This window comes from Pseudomonas gorinensis (genome assembly GCF_042015035.1).
Lineage (GTDB): Bacteria > Pseudomonadota > Gammaproteobacteria > Pseudomonadales > Pseudomonadaceae > Aquipseudomonas > Aquipseudomonas gorinensis.
In genome coordinates this window covers 4,229,879-4,245,612 of the sequence record NZ_CP167125.1, presented here as the reverse complement: position 1 = coordinate 4,245,612, position 15,734 = coordinate 4,229,879, and the positions used below count along the sequence as shown (strand labels likewise).

Here is a 15,734-nt window from a genome sequence, read left to right as displayed (position 1 = left end):
AGAGTACCCCTATGTCCCTTCGTAATTTGAATATTGCCCCCCGTGCTTTTCTCGGTTTTGCGTTCATTGCGCTACTTGTCATTATTCTCGGGGTGTTCGCGGTCAACCGCATGACGACCATCCGCCAGGCATCGTTGGACATGTCGGCCAACCAACTGCCCAGTGTGAAGTACCTTGGCAATCTGACCGAAAACGTGTTGCGCCTGCGCATCTTGTCCTTCCGGATCCTGATCAACCGCGAACCCGCCGCCCTGGAAGAGGCCAAGACACGTGTGGGCGTGCTGGTGGACAAGGTCAAGGTGGCTCAGAAGGCTTACGCGTTAACGCCCGCCGGTCCGGAGGAGGCGGCCCTGTATAAAACCTTCGCCACGACCCTCGACAACTACCTTACTGCCCAGGCCGAGATGTTGTCGTTGTCCCAGCAGAACAAAGTCGAGGAAATGCGCACGCTCATCAACACCCGCATCAAGGACGGCACGGACCAGATGGGTGAGCAGTTGAACAAGCTGATCGCAATCAATAGCGCCGGCGCCGACCAGGCCGCCCGTAACGCCGAAGGTAGCTTTCAGCAAGCCGTCAGCGGGATCGTGATCGTGTCGGTGGTGGCTGCGTTGATGACGGTGCTGCTGGCCTGGTTGCTGACTCGCAGCATTGTTACGCCGCTGCGCAAGGCCGTGGAAGTGGCTGAGACCATCGCCGGCGGCAACCTGACCAAAGTCATTGAAGACGCTGGCAAGGACGAGCCGGCACGCCTGATCAGTGCCCTGTCGCGCATGCAAGCCAACCTGCGCCAGACCATCCAGCATATTGCCGGCTCGGCCACGCAGTTGGCGTCCGCCGCCGAAGAACTGAGCGCCGTGACCGAGGAAGCCTCCAAAGGCTTGCAACAACAGAACAACGAAATCGACCAGGCGGCCACCGCCGTCAACGAAATGACCGCTGCGGTCGAGGAAGTGGCGCGCAATGCGGTGTCCACCTCCGAGGCTTCGAACCAGTCCAACCAGGCCGCACGCGAAGGCCGCGACCGGGTGGTGGAAACCGTCGGCGCGATCCAGACCATGACCCAGGACGTACAAAACACCGCAGCGATGATCGAAGGCCTGGCGACCCAGGGCCGTGACATCGGCAAGGTACTGGATGTGATCCGCGCCATCGCCGAGCAGACCAACCTGCTGGCGCTCAACGCGGCGATCGAGGCCGCCCGTGCCGGTGAAGCCGGGCGTGGTTTCGCGGTGGTGGCCGACGAGGTGCGGGCCCTGGCCCATCGCACCGCGCAGTCGACCCAGGAGATCGAGAAAATGGTCGCCGGCATCCAGAACGGCACCGGCGAAGCCGTGCAATCCATGCAGCAAAGCAATCAGCGCACCCAGGACACCTTGGAAATGGCCCGGGCTGCCGGTGTGGCGCTGGAGCAGATCACCCAATCCATCAGCCTGATCAACGAACGCAACCTGGTGATCGCCAGCGCCTCGGAAGAACAGGCCCAGGTGTCTCGCGAAGTGGACCGCAACCTGGTGAACATCCGCGACCTGGCGACTCAGTCGGCGGCGGGGGCCAACCAGACCAGCGCGGCCAGCCATGAGCTGTCGCGCCTGGCGGTGGATTTGAATGGGATGGTGGCCAGGTTCGTTATCTGACCCACTTTGCAATGCCATCCAAATGTGGGAGGGAGCTTGCTCCCGATGGCGGCGGGGCAGTCAACTCATCTACTGACTGATCCGCCACCATTCATGCCAGTCAGTTAAGGCGAAACACTTTAACTGTAGCGAGCGGGCTTGCTTGTGGCGAGCGGGCTTGCCCTAATGCCGTTCAGTTAAGGCTTTTTTGTAGGAGCGAGCTTGCTCGCGAAGAACTCACAGGCGCCGCGTTCACTCAGGAAACACGCGTTATCGTTGACGTTTTTCGCGAGCAAGAACTAGGCGTCCCCCTCGCTCCTACAGAAGGCGATGTACGCTTAACTGAACGGCATTAGGGCTTGCCCCGCGTTGGGCTGCGCAGCAGCCCCAAAACACAGCCCCGGAGCGGCCTGGCACACTGCAGCGTTGTTATTGGGGCTGCTTCGCAGCCCAACGCGGGGCAAGCCCGCTCGCCACAGGGGCGGCGCTGCCTCCTACGATTGCTTCCAGGCCCCTGGGTTCACCAGGTTTTTCGGCTTCTGGCCCGCCAGCGCCGCCAACAGATTATCCACCGCACACTGGGCCATCGCTTCGCGCGTCTCATGGGTCGCAGAGCCGATATGCGGCGTTGCCACTACGTTGTTCAAACGCAGCAACGGCGAGTCGTGAGGCAGCGGTTCGTGCTCGAACACATCCAGCCCCGCCGCGCGAATCGTGCGCTGCTGCAAGGCCTCGACCAGCGCGGCTTCATCCACCACCTTGCCGCGGGAGATATTGATAAAGATCGTCTCCGGGCCCATCAGTGCGAATTCCTGGGCGCCGATCAACTGCTCCGTTTCAGCGGTCAACGGCAGTGTCAGGCAGACGAAGTCCGCTTGTCGCAGCAAGTCGTCCAGGCTGCGGTACTGCGCGCCGAACCGTTCTTCCACCAAGGGCTTGGGCGAGTGGCTGTGGTAGATCACCGGCATGCCAAAGCCGAAATGCCCGCGCTGGGCCAGGGCTTCGCCAATGCGGCCCATACCGATGATGCCCAGGGTCTTGCCATGCACATCGCTGCCGAAGTGCGCCGGGCCGATGTTTTTGTTCCATTGGCCGGCACGCACCATGTCGGCCAACTCGACCACGCGCCGGGCGGTCGCCAGGATCAGCGCGAACCCAGTGTCGGCGGTGGTTTCGGTGAGCACGTCGGGCGTGTTGCTGAGCAGGACGCCGCGCTGGGTCAGGTAATCGATATCGTAGTTGTCGACCCCCACTGAGACACTGGCCACCGCCTCCAGGTGGGGCGCCAGGTCCAGCAGCTTGGCATCCAGGCGCAGGCTCGCACCGAGCAAACCGTGGGCGCCGGGGAGGGCATCGCGCAGTTTGGCCAGGCCGCTGTCATCCAGCGCCTCGATCAAGGTGACCTCGGCCTGCTCATGCAGGCGGGCCATCAGCGGGGCAGAGAGTTTCTTGTACAGCACGATGGATTTTTTCATCAGATCTTGGCCTTCAATTCGAGGGTATGCAAAGGCGCGCGCACGCGGTCGCTGGCGCCAGGCTTGAGGAAAATCGTCAGCACCACCGAGAGCATCAACGCGCCGCTCATCAGCAGGTATGAAGCGCCGGGCGAGCCGGTGCTGCTATTGAGATAACCCACCAGGTACGAACCGCCGAACGAACCGAGCGCGCCCATGCTGTTGATCAGGGCCATGGCGCCACCGGCGACGTTGGCGGGGAGGATTTCCGGGACGATGGCGAAGAACGGGCCATAGGGCGCATACATGCACGCACCGGCGATGACCAGCAGGGTGTAGGACCACCAGAAGTGTTCGGCACCCAGCACGTAGGACGCGTAGAAGGCGATCGAGGCGATCAGCAACGGTGGCCACACAAAGCGTTTACGTTTTTGCAGTTTGTCCGAGCCCCAGGACACCGCCAGCATGCCGATCACCGCCGCCAGGTAAGGCAGGGCTGACAGCCAGCCGGCCTCGACCATGTCCATTTTCAAGCCCGCCTTGAGGATCGACGGCAGCCACAGCACAAAGCCATACACGCCGATGCTCCAGCAGAAGAACTGCAGCGCGAGGATGATCACCTTGGGTGAGCGGAACGCCTCGGCGTAATTCTTCACGGCCTTGATGCCCACCTGTTCGGCGGCCAACGCAATTTCCAGGTCTTTTTTATGCTGTTCGCTCAGCCACTGGGCGTCCGCAGGCCTTTCATCCGCCAGTTTCCACCAGATAAACGCCCACAGCACCGCCGGCAAGCCTTCGATGATGAACATCCAGCGCCAGCTGAAATGCTGCACCAGGTAACCCGACACCACCGACATCCACAGCATGGTCACCGGGTTGCCGAGGATCAGGAAGGTGTTGGCCCGCGAACGTTCGGCACGGGTGAACCAGTGGCACAGGTACACCAGCATGGCGGGCATCACCGCCGCTTCGACCACGCCGAGCATGAAGCGGATCGCGATCAGCATATAGGCGTTGGACACCACGCCGGTCAGGGTGGCCAGGCCGCCCCAGAGGATCAGGCTGACAAAGATCAGTTTCTTGACGCTGCGCTTCTGCGCATAGATCGCCCCCGGCACCTGGAAGAAAAAGTAACCGAGGAAAAACAGTGCCCCCAGCAACGATGACATGCCGGGGGTGATCATCAGGTCCTCGGCCATCCCGGAGGCGGCGGCGAAACCGTAGTTGGCGCGGTCCAGGTACGCCAGGCTGTAGGTGATAAAGACGATGGGCATGATGTACCACCAACGGCGGGTGGCGAGTTTCACGGTTTCCATGGGGTTGCTCCTGAGCTTGTTGTAGTTGTGGCAACAGGTAGTCGGTCAAGCGACGGATCGGGTGGGTAACGCTTCGCGCCTGGGTAGGCCTTCCATGTCGCCGCGACTTTGTACTGCACGGCTGCCGATCCAATTGCCGCGCTGCACGGCCTCGGGGAAGCTGAGGTTTTCCAGCAGGGCACTGATCATGCCGACGGCAAAACCATCACCGGCCCCTACGGTGTCGACCACCTTGTCGACACTGACGGCGGCGACAAAGCCCTGGTCCATCTGGGTGCGGTAGTAGGCGCCATCCGGGCCGAGCTTGATGGCCACGGCTTCGGCACCCTGGTCCAGGTAGAACGCGGCGATATCGGCCGGGTCCTCGAAACCGGTGAGCAGGCGACCTTCGCTCAAGCCCGGCAGGACCCAGTCCGCCAACCCGGCGAGGGCGTTGATTTCGCGGATCATCTGCGCCTGGCTGGCCCACAGCGAGGGGCGCAGGTTGGGGTCGAACGACACGCTGCGGCCGGCGGTGCGCATCTGCGTCATCAGTTCAAAGGACAGCTCGCGGGTGGCGTCGGACAAGGCCGGCGGAATACCGGTGGCATGCAGGTGCCGTGCTTGCAGCAGTGCGGGGTTGATGGCGGCGATCGACAAATGGCTGGCCGCCGAGCCCTTGCGGAAGTATTCGACTTGAGGGTCGGCGCCAGCCTCTTCACGGGACTTGAGTTGAAAACCGGTGGGGTGCAGCGGGTCGACCGCCACATGGCGGCAATCCAACCCCTCCTGTTTCAACGTGTCGACCACAAAACGCCCGAGGGAGTCATTGCCCACCCGGCTCAGCCAGGCAACGTTGAACCCCAGGCGCGACAGGCCGATGGCGACATTGCTGTCGGCGCCAGCAATGCGTTTGTGAAAGTGGCCGACCTCGGCCAGCTCGCCGGTCTGTTCGGCGACAAACATCGCCATGGTTTCACCAAACGACAGGATATCGATCTCAGACATGGGCGTTCTCCGCATGGGGTTGGCCAAGCAGGGCGAGGGTGGCGACCTGCCGGGCGGTGACGTCGAGCAGGTCTTCGCCTTGCAGCGGGAATTCCACGGCACGGGTAATACCTTGAGTCATATGCTTGAGCAGTTGTTCCCACAGATGCAGGTCGGTGGCGCCGGGCGGCAGGGCGACCAACTTGCCGTCCGGGCGACGGGCCACGGCCTTGCAGTGCAGGTAATCCACATGCCGGCCCAGCAGGCGCGCGGCGGTGAGGGCGGATTGGTCCTGCCAGTGCCAGTTGCCGATATCGAAGGTCATCTTGATCGGCAGGCCCAGGCGCTCCACTTCAGTGAAGAAGCGCTGCATCGGCTCGATGCGCCCGCCGTGCAGGGTCTGGTCGTTTTCCACCAGCAGGTGGACCGGATGGCGGTTGAGCAGGGCGTGCAGGCTTTCCAGGTCGTTGGTGTCGGTGAAATAACCCAGGGAGACTTTCAGCCAGCGCGCGCCAAAGGCCTGGGCACGGTCCAGGGTGGCGCTCAGCTCGGCATTCGGTTGGGCGCGGCCGGCGACCCACAGCTCAAGGGGCGATGAGAACACCGATTCGAGGCCCTGCTCGGCGGCGGCCCGGGCCAGTTCGGCGGGTTGCTCGCGGGTCAGCAGCTCCTCACGCCACTCGATACGCTGGGCGCCGGCAGCCGCCAACAGTTCGACAAAACTCAGTTGGCCCTGCTGGCGTACGAGGTCGGCGCCGTAGCTGGAAAGGCTGATGGAAACGGGGTATTTATGCATTGTTGTGTCCCTCTGAAACCGGTTTCATTTTTTCTGAAAAAAACACTTTCCTGTCGGAGCGAACTTGCTCGCGAAAAACCTGAGCGCGCCGCGTTAAACCAGGATCGCTGCGTTATCGTTGGCGTTTTTCGCGAGCAAGCTCGCTCCTACAAGGGGTTGTGGAGCCTCGGAGAATCAGTTGGGGCAGGAAGTCCAGGGTGCGTGTCGGCTCGGTATCGCCGCGCAAGCGCTTGAGCAAGCAGTCGAACGCACTGGCGCCAATTGCCTGGGTCGGCTGGGCGAGGGCCGTGATGCCATTGCCCACCAATGGGTACCAGTCCAGGTCATCCAGGGCGATCAGGCCGACGTCTTCAAACAGGTGGCAACCCAATGCCTTGAGCGCTTGGGTGCAAGCGAGCGCGGCGATGCCGTTGGCGCAGAACAACGCCTTGGGGCCGGCCTTGGCTAGAAAGGTGTGCAAGTGGTTTTGCAGCGCGCCATCCAGCTCCAATACCGCGCCGGTCAACGCCGGGCGCCGGGCAATCTCGGCCTTGAAACTCTCCAGGCGTTCCAACCGCGAACTGGTGCCGTCGGTGGCTTCGCTCACCAGCAACACATCGCGATAGCCCTGCTGTTCGAGGTGTTCCACCGCCATGCGTACCGCCGCCGGGTTGTCCAGGCCAACCAGGTCGCTGTGCAGCGGTTCGACCTTGCGGTCCACCAGCACCAGGGGCATTTCCCGTTGCAGTTCCAGCAGTTGGTCAAGGTGATGGCCAAGGGTGTTCACGATCAGCCCTTCGATGTTGTACGAACGCAGCGCCGCCAGGTGCTGGCGCTCCTGCTCGTCATCACGGTCGGTATTGCACACCACCAGGCTGTAGCCGTGCTGGCGGCACGCAGTTTCGACACCGTGCATCACGGCAATGGAATAAGGGTTGCGGATATCGGCCACCAGCATGCCGATCAGGCGCGTGCGGCCGCGCTTCAAGCCACGGGCCATCTGGTTGGGGCGGTAGCCGAGTTCATTGATGGCGTGCTCGATGCGCAGGGCAATGGCATCGGAGAGCAGGGCGCGGTCGTCGCCGATGAAGCGTGACACGCTGGCCTTTGAGACCCCTGCGTGCAGGGCGACGTCGAGCATGGTCACGCGGCTGCGTTGAGCGGCGGAAAAAGAGGTCACGGTCGCGGGCCTTTCTTATTGGGGGTGGGTCATGGTTGATTTGAAACCGGTTTCAGGAAACACCAGATTCGGGTGAATGGTCAAGCGTCAACTACAGGGATGGGACCGGTCTGGCCGACAAACGGTAGGGGGACCTGTGAGTTCTGACAGTATTCAGGGCTTGTGAAGTGGCGCTTAATTTGAGCGTGCAAGAGGTAGTGATACCGCCATAACACGTGTTTTTTCTAAACGATGCATCGGTTCGCTGGCTGAATAAGGAGAGTCGCATGACGCTTTCATCCAACCGTTTCCCCCCCTCCAGCCGCAGCGCAACGGCGCAAGTTTCAGAGCTAAAAAAGGCTGTTGTGGTCAAGGCCTTTGAAGATGACCCTGACGGGCTGATTCCCACTAAATATCTTTATGACCCCATTGAAGTCCAATTGACCCAGATCTGGGCCTTTCCCGCTGATACCGGGGAAGTCGACTACGTTCATTTCTCGATCAAGCCTCATACACCCGAGTCTCCGTATCCGCTTCCTCCGATTCCTCTGCCAGGCCCATTGACTCAGGAAAAAGACTTCCCCGTATCGCTGTTTATTAAGGGCAATTGGTTGAATATCAGTGGGTCTTACGACATTAGTTATTACATTGATGGGCCCGGCGGGATAGAACACAGCCCTTACACCACGACATTCACCATTGATCGGATAGCGCCAGGGGGTAACCAACCCCTGGGGCCTGGTGAGTTTGTTGATCCGGACGTCCGCACCTATGGAATTACCGAAGAGTATTTGAGCGATCCAGATCACCTGACGGTGGATTTTAAAATTCCTTCATATCTGGATCGAAAAGCCTTCGATGACGTTCTGATTTTTTTATTGAACGATGAGTCGGCCAATCCTTATGAGGCGGCTTATGAGCACACGTTCCCTTCTGCGGTATCCGATTTGGTTGTGCCTATTCCGGGGGATAAATTCCGTACGTTGTTGAACGGTCCCCGGATCGTACGGTATACCCTACGGGACCGAGCAGGTAACCAACGCGTCGATGCCTCCGGGCCCACCCCTGTTTATATCAACCTCAAACCATCGCCCAGTGGCCTGAAGCCGCCGCGGGTGCTTGCCTTTGATTTCGACGGTTTGATTGATCGCAAGGATGCGCGGGCAGGCGTAACGGTGCGATTCGAGGCGTATTTTGATTGGGATCCTACTGATGAGGTTGTGACTCTTTGGAATGGTATCCCTCTGTCAAGAGAACCGGTTGAGGGATTTCCGAAAATCGTCTCAATCAGTTGGCCGGTATTGATCCAGAAAGGCTACGTGCAGACCAGAATGCCAGTGCAGTATGAGATTTACCGTGCTGGCAAGCCCGATGGAGTTCTATCGCCAATACAACATGTGGATTGCGACTTTCGCGTGGCCGGGCAAGATCATGACCAGGCACCCGCTGAATATAACCGACACCTTGAACGAGTCGAGATCCGCGGGCAGGGGAGCAATACGCCGAATCACTTGGATATCCGGGATGCCGATCAACCTGTCACGGCTTCGGTTCTTCTGTTTGATGATCCGCATGCAGGCGAGCAAATGTTCCTTTACTGGGGGGATAGAGAGGACCCCGTTGCTTCTTATACGGTACAGCCCACGGATTTCGCTGGCAGGCGGGTGACTTTTTCGCCTATCGCCTGGTCGGTGGTTGAGCAGACGCCAAACAATCCGGCGTTCCCTGTGCGTTATCGCACCAGCAATGGTGTGAATGAACAACTGGCCCCTGATCAGGCAGTAAATATCAATGTGACAGCACCGGTAAACTTTCCTCAAGCTGAGTTTGTTCACGTTAACTCATTTGGTTGGCTCAACTGTCAGACTGTCCCGCCGCTCTGGGACGGTGTGCATGTTCGTGTTTTTAAACATGCGGCCATTGAGATCAATGATGAAATACGCATGCATTGGCAGGGTACGTCGGGTTTTGCAGGCAGCGGTCCTATTAAAGAAACCGAAGGATTGTTCTCACAGTCGTGGAATGGGGATGATGAGCGCCTCGGTTACCACGACTTTGTAGTGGATTACCGTCCTTACGTTGAGCCGATCAAGAACCCCACGGGAGAGGGGGCGGGCGCTTATGCCGAGTTCACGGTATGGCGCCTTGGTATGCGTGTGGGGACTTCACGCATTCGTTACGTGAAGATCGACCGATTGTTTGCCCATACACCACCGATTTATTGTGGGCCGAATGGTAATGGTCCGGAATCTGATCGTTGATAGTAAGTGGTCAGTTATAAAGTTGCATAAAAGTTAATTAATCATCTTCCGCTGTGCTTGATCGGAGAGGGACTCTGTGCGGCCTGCTGTTTAATAAAAAGTTGTCAGCAGTCCATTCACCGCAAGCTATTAACATAGGCAAGGAGAGACTGAAATGACCGTTAAAAGTGTTAAGCAAGTGATAGTAAGTGGTTGGGAGAATCCTAATCTGGAAGCACCGAATTTTCCCCAGGCGCTAGAGGATGGTAAAGGTTTGGTCTGGCGTCCTTTTCTGGATCGTGATGGCGGCCTTGTTCTGGAATGCCCCATTTGGCGGTTTCCCGACGATGGGGATGAAATGCAAGTTGAATTCAGCCCTGCCGGGGTTTCATCCTGGACACCATTGGACCCGATTTTTTTTCCAACCGAGCCTTCTGGTCCGCATGTTGAGGTCACGGTTTCAGTCAATCTATTAGGCCATGGTGAGTTTGATCTCAGGTTCAAGGTAAAACCTGGATCAGGTGGGGATTATTCAGACTTTTCCAAAGCTCAACGAGTGAAGATCGATCTGTATGGTCCCTATAAGTCCCCAGGTAAAAGTGAGGCGCCTGCTAGGGGCGTTTATCCTGCCTCATTGCCTCAAGGCGCAGATATCACCCAAGAAACATTGGACTTGAATCCCAGTGGATTCGAGTTAGGGATTCCTTCCTATGGGGATTGGGACGTAGGGGATATGGTGTCGGACGTCTGGTTCACATCGGAATTGCCTCCGGATGACTCGCCCTCGCTGGGCAGTTTTCCAATGCCTTCGGGGGGAGCGGATTTCAATTTGCCCATTACGTTCTTCGACACTGCTGTAGATGGGATTTTCTTCTGGTTTTATCGACTGCGAGATGCGGCCGGCAATTACAGTGAAATCTCGAAAGTTCCCACTGGGCGTCGTTTGAGACGCAGTGCGAATCTGGTACTGGCACCTCTGAAGGTGGTCAGTCCTGCGGGTAGCACGCTGATCGATATCGACGCTTGGACGGCGGGGGTCCAGTTGGCGATTCCCCTTTATGCATGGGATCCTGGCGACCAATACATTCTGAAATGGGGAAGCCAGGAAACCACGCCCGCGCCGTTGAACGGTGTTTTCGATTTTGTATTCACCGCGCCTCCTCAACTGATCATTGATGAGTATGGCTCGCAGGAAGGTCCTATAGAGACAGCTCTGAGCTACATCATTCTCAGGACGGGTTCAAAAAACCGTCCGGATGATGAAACATTGGTGGATGTCGACCTGAGCAAAGCGGGTCCAGTGACTCCCCTGCCGGGTGATCCGAGTCCTGACCTGGATCAGGTCACCATACAGGGGCCTGCATCTTTCCCTCCTAGAGAGAACTATCTGAATTCCGCTGACATCGATCACGTAGATGACATTCTGGCGGTCTTCGATCTTTGGAGCGTTACTCCAGCACCGGCCGAAGGTGATGTCATTACGTTGTATTGGGGAAGCCGGCTGAACATAGCAGGTACTCATACTATTGCTTTTGGCGAGGGCGCAGGTGCTCCAATCACTATCGTGGTCGACAAGGCAGCGATTGCCGCAGCGGGTAATGGTCCAGCGATCGATGTTTTTTATGGGGTGCGCAATCCCGCATCGACGAACAGCAATTTCTCAGAAAGTACGCCCGTTGAAGTCGACGATGCGATCACTCACACATTGGATGCGGCTGAGTTCCTCAATATCCTGCCTTGGAACGGCGACCCACGGGGAAGGGTTAGCTGTGCATCTCTGCGACCAACAAGCGAGCCGGAATACCTTGAAGTGAAAATTCCTCCAAACGCTGAATTTTTTGCGGATAAAGTAGTGGTAACGATCGAGTATGTGGCCTCAACGGGGCTTGCGGGTGACCAACCTATCGAGCCAACACGGGGTACTAGCTCGGTGACGCTGGATCCAACCACCGCAGCCAACGGCTTCATCTTCCACCTGCAACCCTTCGACCCTCACCTTAAAGTAGCCGGCGCGAAGCCGCCCTATAACTCGCTCTGGTTGCAATATTCTCTGGACGTGAGCGGAACGCCTGCTAGGTCAGTACCAGCAGTCATTCCTGCGAGGATGGTGACCGCCAACAACTACTGCGACGGTAGTAGTGACTCTGCTCCATAGCGCTGTACGCAAGGCATCGAGGGATAACCTTCTTCGGTGCCTTTTCTAATAAGTCGGCTGAATGGCGTCCTCTTGTTATCTTCAGATTTATCCTACTTACCGTTACGCCCTCCAACTATAACCTCGCGGCCTCTACAGGTCTGGCTCCACTCCATCGGAACGAGCCATGCCATTTGGTCAGGCATATTGTCAGAGCGAGTGTTACAGCATGTTCATCAAACATATTTTCAAACTTTCACCTTTAAGTGCGGCAGTCAAAGTGTCGTCGTTCGGATTACTTCTGGGTGTTGCGGCGCAGGCTCATTCCGAACAGGGAGTGGTAGCGCCTGGTGAGTCGAAGGTCATTGAATCCGGTGAAACCGTAAAAAACTGGGCGCTGCAGAATGGCTCCAGCCTGACCGTCAATGGGGCAACCACAGCGGCTATTCGGAGCCTGGGTGCGCAGCTCACTGTGAACAGTGGGAGTACTATCGAGCGTATCGTTGCTCAGGAAGGTTCCACGGTTGCTATCCAGAATTCCACGGTCATGTCCACGGCGCCAGGCGCCTCGGCAATGGAACTTACCAATGGTACTGCAACCATTTCCGGCAGCCATTTGGAGAGCGCCCAATCCGTTGGTTTAGTGCTGAACCGGTACAGTTCTACACCTGGCGGTTCTACCGCCCATGTTAGTAACAGCACAATAAAGGGCGCTCAGGCGGGTGCCTCAGCCACTCAATTGAGCGAACTGCATTTTTTTGACTCGCTGGTACAAGGGACGGCTGTCGGCAGTACCGGTGTCCTGTTGATCGGCGGTTCGGCCTCTGCTCAGAACAGCATGCTAGTGGGTGAGCGCAATGGTGTACGTTTCACCCGTGCGGCAGGTATTACCGATGACGGCACATTGGTACTCGATCAGTCGACCGTTGAGGGCAAGACGGGGGCGGCCATTTTGGTCGCCGGCCAGACCGGGCGCATTCCTACAGCCACCATCGAAGTGAGTAACGGCTCGCAGTTGATCGGCGGCAACGGTAACCTGCTGGAAGTGACCGGTGGCGCAACTGCCAACATGAATGTCAACAACAGCCATTTGAACGGCAATGTGTTCGTCGAGGCCGGTAGCAGTGCCAATCTGAGCTTGCAAAACCACTCATCATTGACCGGCAGCTTGTTGAATGTCGATAGCCTTGCCATAGGTGATGGTTCGTTCTGGAACCTGACGGGTAACAGCCTGGTGGGTGCGCTTGATCTCGCGGGCGGTACGGTGAAGTTTGGCGAAACGGATGCGTTTTATCAGTTGGACCTGGAGACACTGAGTGGTAACGGTACATTCGTCATGGGCGCTGATTTTGCCCAGGGCCTGAATGATTTTCTGAATATATCTGGCGATGCAACCGGTCAGCACAGTTTGTTGGTGGCGAGCAGCGGCCTGGAGCCTGTGTCGCCCGGTGACGTACATATCGTGCACACCGGCGGCGGCGATGCCGAGTTTTCGCTGGTGGGCGGCGCGGTGGATGTCGGTGCATGGTCCTATGGGCTGAAGCAGGATGGTAACGATTGGTTCCTCGACCCCAGCGCACGGACTATCAGCCCCGGTACTCGCTCGGTGCTGGCGTTGTTTAACACCGCGCCGACCGTATGGTATGGCGAGATGACTTCGTTGCGCAGCCGCATGGGCGAGTTACGCCACCATGACGCTGAAGGTGGTGGCTGGATTCGTAGCTACGGCAACAAGTACTCGGTGTCGGGCGCTAATGGCGTGGGTTATAAGCAGAGCCAACGCGGTTTCTCTCTCGGCGCCGATGCACCCCTGAGTGAAGACAGCCAATGGCTGGTTGGGGTCATGGCAGGGCATAGCAACTCCGATCTGGACCTGAGCCGTGGTACTTCCGGCACGGTGAAAAGCTACTACGTGGGCGGCTATGCCACTTGGATGGATGCAGACAGCGGCTACTACTTCGACGGTGTTATCAAAGCCAACCGCTTTGAGAATGAGTCCAAGGTCGGCCTCAGCGATGGTGCCAAGGCTAAGGGTAAATACGGCACCAACGGCATTGGTGCTTCGGTAGAAGTGGGTCGCAACATCAAGCTGGAGAATGATTTCTTTGTCGAACCGTTTGCTCAGGCATCCACTATTGTGGTCAAGGGCAAGAACTATGGGTTGGACAATGGCCTGCAAGCCAAAGGCCAGAACACCCATTCGGCACTCGGTAAGCTGGGGGTAACGGTAGGTCGCGATTTTATAATGGATGACGGCAGCATCGTTCAGCCTTACCTGCGTACAGCGGTAGCGCATGAGTTTGCGAAAGACAATAAAGCATCGGTCAACGGCCATGTGTTCAACAATGACGTCTCAGGTTCTCGTGCTGAGTTCGGTGCTGGTGTAGCGGTCTCACTGTCGAAAAACCTGCAGCTGCATGCTGACTTCGAGCACAGCAAAGGTAAACATGTCGATCAACCATGGGGTGCTAACGTGGGTGTGCGTTATAGCTGGTAACTCATACGTATGTATCCAAAAAGGAAGCTTCGGCTTCCTTTTTGGTATGTGCAGTTTAACGACCTTCGGGCGTCAGCCCAGGCTGAACAGCGCAGAGATGGTAGAGACTGGGTTGCCGTCGTCACGGGTTTGGATATCGCTGAGTCCACCCGTGGCGTGGGTATTTGAAGGGTCAATGGCCCTGAATTCGACTAATCCGGAGAAACCGTATCGCAGTACAGGCTCTAAAAGGTCATCAGTGCTATAGGTAAACCGAATGTCCGGATGGTCCTCCAGTCGATAGATGCCTATGCCATAAGTTGAAGGTAGCGACAACTGCAACTTGTGGGTCACGCCGTTGCTATCGACTCTACTGCCGGTGATCGTCCATTTTCCTGCCGTGCAGGTGATTGAAAATATATTGGCGGTGAAATCTTCGCCGTCGATAATGCCTTTAAAATACTGGGCGGCCAGATGCAGTTTTGGTGGACGGTGACGGTGGATGGCGGTCATGAGCGTTTCTCCTTGGGGGCTGGGAGCGTGTCGAGTGCCTGGCGATTACGTCTCCACCTGGACTGCCACATCAACGCGCAACGTGTTGGGTTATCGACTTCACACAAATACTTTCAATCAAGTCGGCAGTGCCTTCAGGCGAGCTTGAAGGACACGCTGTCTAGTCTCAAAAAGGTAATTCCCACCATCAGTACACGCAGTTGGTGCGTACCGGCTGGAACTTGGAAGTTACGTTGATAGGGCTGGAACGTTTCCGGCCCTCTTAATTCAATATCCAGCAAGATAACGCCGGTATTGGCCACGTCGTACAACCGGGCCGCGCCGTCCCCGCTTGTGGGGTTCGCGGCCATCAGGTTAAAACTGTAGGTTTTGCCGGGCTCTACTGCTATGTCCTGATAGATCAAGCCCCCCAGGTTCGCACTGCAGACACCGGCGGTGAAGTTGACGCTTGACGCTGGCCCAGGCCTTTCTACGGTCCAATCAGCGTTATTTTGGATGAAATCGCCATTTCTGATCAGCTCCGGTCGAACTGGAGTGGTGGTGTCCACGAGCAGTTCAATCTCGTCGACACAAACCTCGCCTGTCGTGCCCGTGACGGTGACGGTAGCGGAGGTTGTACCGGCGGGAGGGGAATAGTTGAACTCTCGTTTGGTCCACAGATGAAAAGCATCGAGCTCAATACGATCGGCTGTACCCGAGGGCTCAGAGGTGATCACCACCGCGCCAGCACCCTTGAAGATCACTTGACTCCACATGCGCAGTAAGTAACTGGCACCAGGGTTGATATTGACCTGCTGGGAGGCCTGACCGGTAAGTGCTCTACAGTATTGTCGGGAGTAATCGACAGTGCCTGTTGTATTCCAGTGCATTGCGTATTGACTGAAATTACCGTTGAGGAGGAGGTTGCTGGTTGAGGCCGTTCGCCTTGGCATTATTTTTTCTCCCGCCGGAAAGTGGTTGCAGCCGGTGATTTTCAGTTGCACATCAGCGCTTCTACGGCACGCAGTGCGGCTGCATACGTGAGGCTATTCGGCGCCATATTGACGTTGCACACAACTGTCAGAACTAACAGGTCAGGGAGCCAC

General features: G+C 57.6%; 11 protein-coding genes. 4 read left to right on the top strand and 7 right to left on the bottom strand.

Features of this window, described 5'->3' with window-relative positions; translation table 11 throughout:
• Positions 1-11 precede the first annotated feature (11 nt).
• A complete protein-coding gene (locus AB7933_RS19285; protein WP_024075817.1) occupies positions 12-1,637 on the top strand; it encodes a methyl-accepting chemotaxis protein in 1,626 nt (541 codons plus the stop codon).
• Between the two features lie 473 nt (positions 1,638-2,110).
• On the opposite strand, the gene AB7933_RS19280 is transcribed toward AB7933_RS19285, so the two are convergent.
• The 5 genes from AB7933_RS19280 to AB7933_RS19260 form a co-directional block, all read right to left on the bottom strand.
• Entirely contained in the window at positions 2,111-3,091 is a 981-nt protein-coding gene (locus tag AB7933_RS19280; protein ID WP_024075816.1) for a 2-hydroxyacid dehydrogenase, read from the bottom strand.
• The gene (locus tag AB7933_RS19275; RefSeq protein ID WP_024075815.1) at positions 3,091-4,386 is read right to left on the bottom strand and encodes an MFS transporter; all 1,296 of its coding nucleotides are present in this window, start codon (positions 4,384-4,386) and stop codon (positions 3,091-3,093) included. Before AB7933_RS19275 ends, AB7933_RS19280 begins: the two co-directional genes overlap by 1 nt.
• A 45-nt stretch (positions 4,387-4,431) precedes the next feature.
• Entirely contained in the window at positions 4,432-5,373 is a 942-nt protein-coding gene (locus AB7933_RS19270; protein WP_024075814.1) for a sugar kinase, read from the bottom strand.
• Entirely contained in the window at positions 5,366-6,148 is a 783-nt protein-coding gene (locus AB7933_RS19265) for a sugar phosphate isomerase/epimerase family protein (RefSeq protein ID WP_024075813.1), read from the bottom strand. Before AB7933_RS19265 ends, AB7933_RS19270 begins: the two co-directional genes overlap by 8 nt.
• 112 nt (positions 6,149-6,260) lie before the next feature.
• Entirely contained in the window at positions 6,261-7,268 is a 1,008-nt protein-coding gene (locus AB7933_RS19260; RefSeq protein WP_201770119.1) for a LacI family DNA-binding transcriptional regulator, read from the bottom strand.
• A gap of 305 nt (positions 7,269-7,573) precedes the next feature.
• Here AB7933_RS19260 and AB7933_RS19255 point away from each other — a divergent pair, with 305 nt between their 5' ends.
• The 3 genes from AB7933_RS19255 to AB7933_RS19245 all read left to right on the top strand — a co-directional run bounded on the left by AB7933_RS19255 (position 7,574) and on the right by AB7933_RS19245 (position 14,157).
• A complete protein-coding gene (locus AB7933_RS19255) occupies positions 7,574-9,547 on the top strand; it encodes a hypothetical protein (RefSeq protein ID WP_024075811.1) in 1,974 nt (657 codons plus the stop codon).
• 154 nt (positions 9,548-9,701) lie between these two features.
• Positions 9,702-11,681 carry a hypothetical protein gene (locus AB7933_RS19250; protein WP_024075810.1) on the top strand — a complete coding sequence of 660 codons (1,980 nt, stop codon included), beginning with the start codon at positions 9,702-9,704 and terminating at the stop codon, positions 11,679-11,681.
• Positions 11,682-11,847: 166 nt separating this feature from the next.
• Positions 11,848-14,157, top strand: a complete 2,310-nt coding sequence (locus AB7933_RS19245) for an autotransporter outer membrane beta-barrel domain-containing protein (RefSeq protein ID WP_404943209.1) — start codon at positions 11,848-11,850, stop codon at positions 14,155-14,157.
• Positions 14,158-14,229: 72 nt separating this feature from the next.
• Here the strand turns inward: AB7933_RS19245 and AB7933_RS19240 are convergent, their stop codons facing one another.
• Together AB7933_RS19240 and AB7933_RS19235 are read right to left on the bottom strand one after the other, a co-directional pair.
• Positions 14,230-14,649, bottom strand: coding sequence for a hypothetical protein (locus AB7933_RS19240; protein ID WP_024075808.1), 420 nt, complete (start codon positions 14,647-14,649; stop codon positions 14,230-14,232).
• 134 nt (positions 14,650-14,783) lie between these two features.
• Entirely contained in the window at positions 14,784-15,632 is an 849-nt protein-coding gene (locus AB7933_RS19235) for a hypothetical protein (RefSeq protein ID WP_143036940.1), read from the bottom strand.
• Between the last annotated feature and the right edge of the window lie 102 nt (positions 15,633-15,734).

Coding starts and splice junctions, on each gene's coding strand:
- AB7933_RS19240 (WP_024075808.1), bottom strand. CDS start 14,649: ATGACCGCCATCCACCGTCACCGTCCACCAAAACTGCATCTGGCCGCC.
- AB7933_RS19285 (WP_024075817.1), top strand. CDS start 12: ATGTCCCTTCGTAATTTGAATATTGCCCCCCGTGCTTTTCTCGGTTTT.
- AB7933_RS19260 (WP_201770119.1), bottom strand. CDS start 7,268: ATGCTCGACGTCGCCCTGCACGCAGGGGTCTCAAAGGCCAGCGTGTCA.
- AB7933_RS19265 (WP_024075813.1), bottom strand. CDS start 6,148: ATGCATAAATACCCCGTTTCCATCAGCCTTTCCAGCTACGGCGCCGAC.
- AB7933_RS19280 (WP_024075816.1), bottom strand. CDS start 3,091: ATGAAAAAATCCATCGTGCTGTACAAGAAACTCTCTGCCCCGCTGATG.
- AB7933_RS19245 (WP_404943209.1), top strand. CDS start 11,848: ATGCCATTTGGTCAGGCATATTGTCAGAGCGAGTGTTACAGCATGTTC.
- AB7933_RS19275 (WP_024075815.1), bottom strand. CDS start 4,386: ATGGAAACCGTGAAACTCGCCACCCGCCGTTGGTGGTACATCATGCCC.
- AB7933_RS19255 (WP_024075811.1), top strand. CDS start 7,574: ATGACGCTTTCATCCAACCGTTTCCCCCCCTCCAGCCGCAGCGCAACG.
- AB7933_RS19250 (WP_024075810.1), top strand. CDS start 9,702: ATGACCGTTAAAAGTGTTAAGCAAGTGATAGTAAGTGGTTGGGAGAAT.
- AB7933_RS19270 (WP_024075814.1), bottom strand. CDS start 5,373: ATGTCTGAGATCGATATCCTGTCGTTTGGTGAAACCATGGCGATGTTT.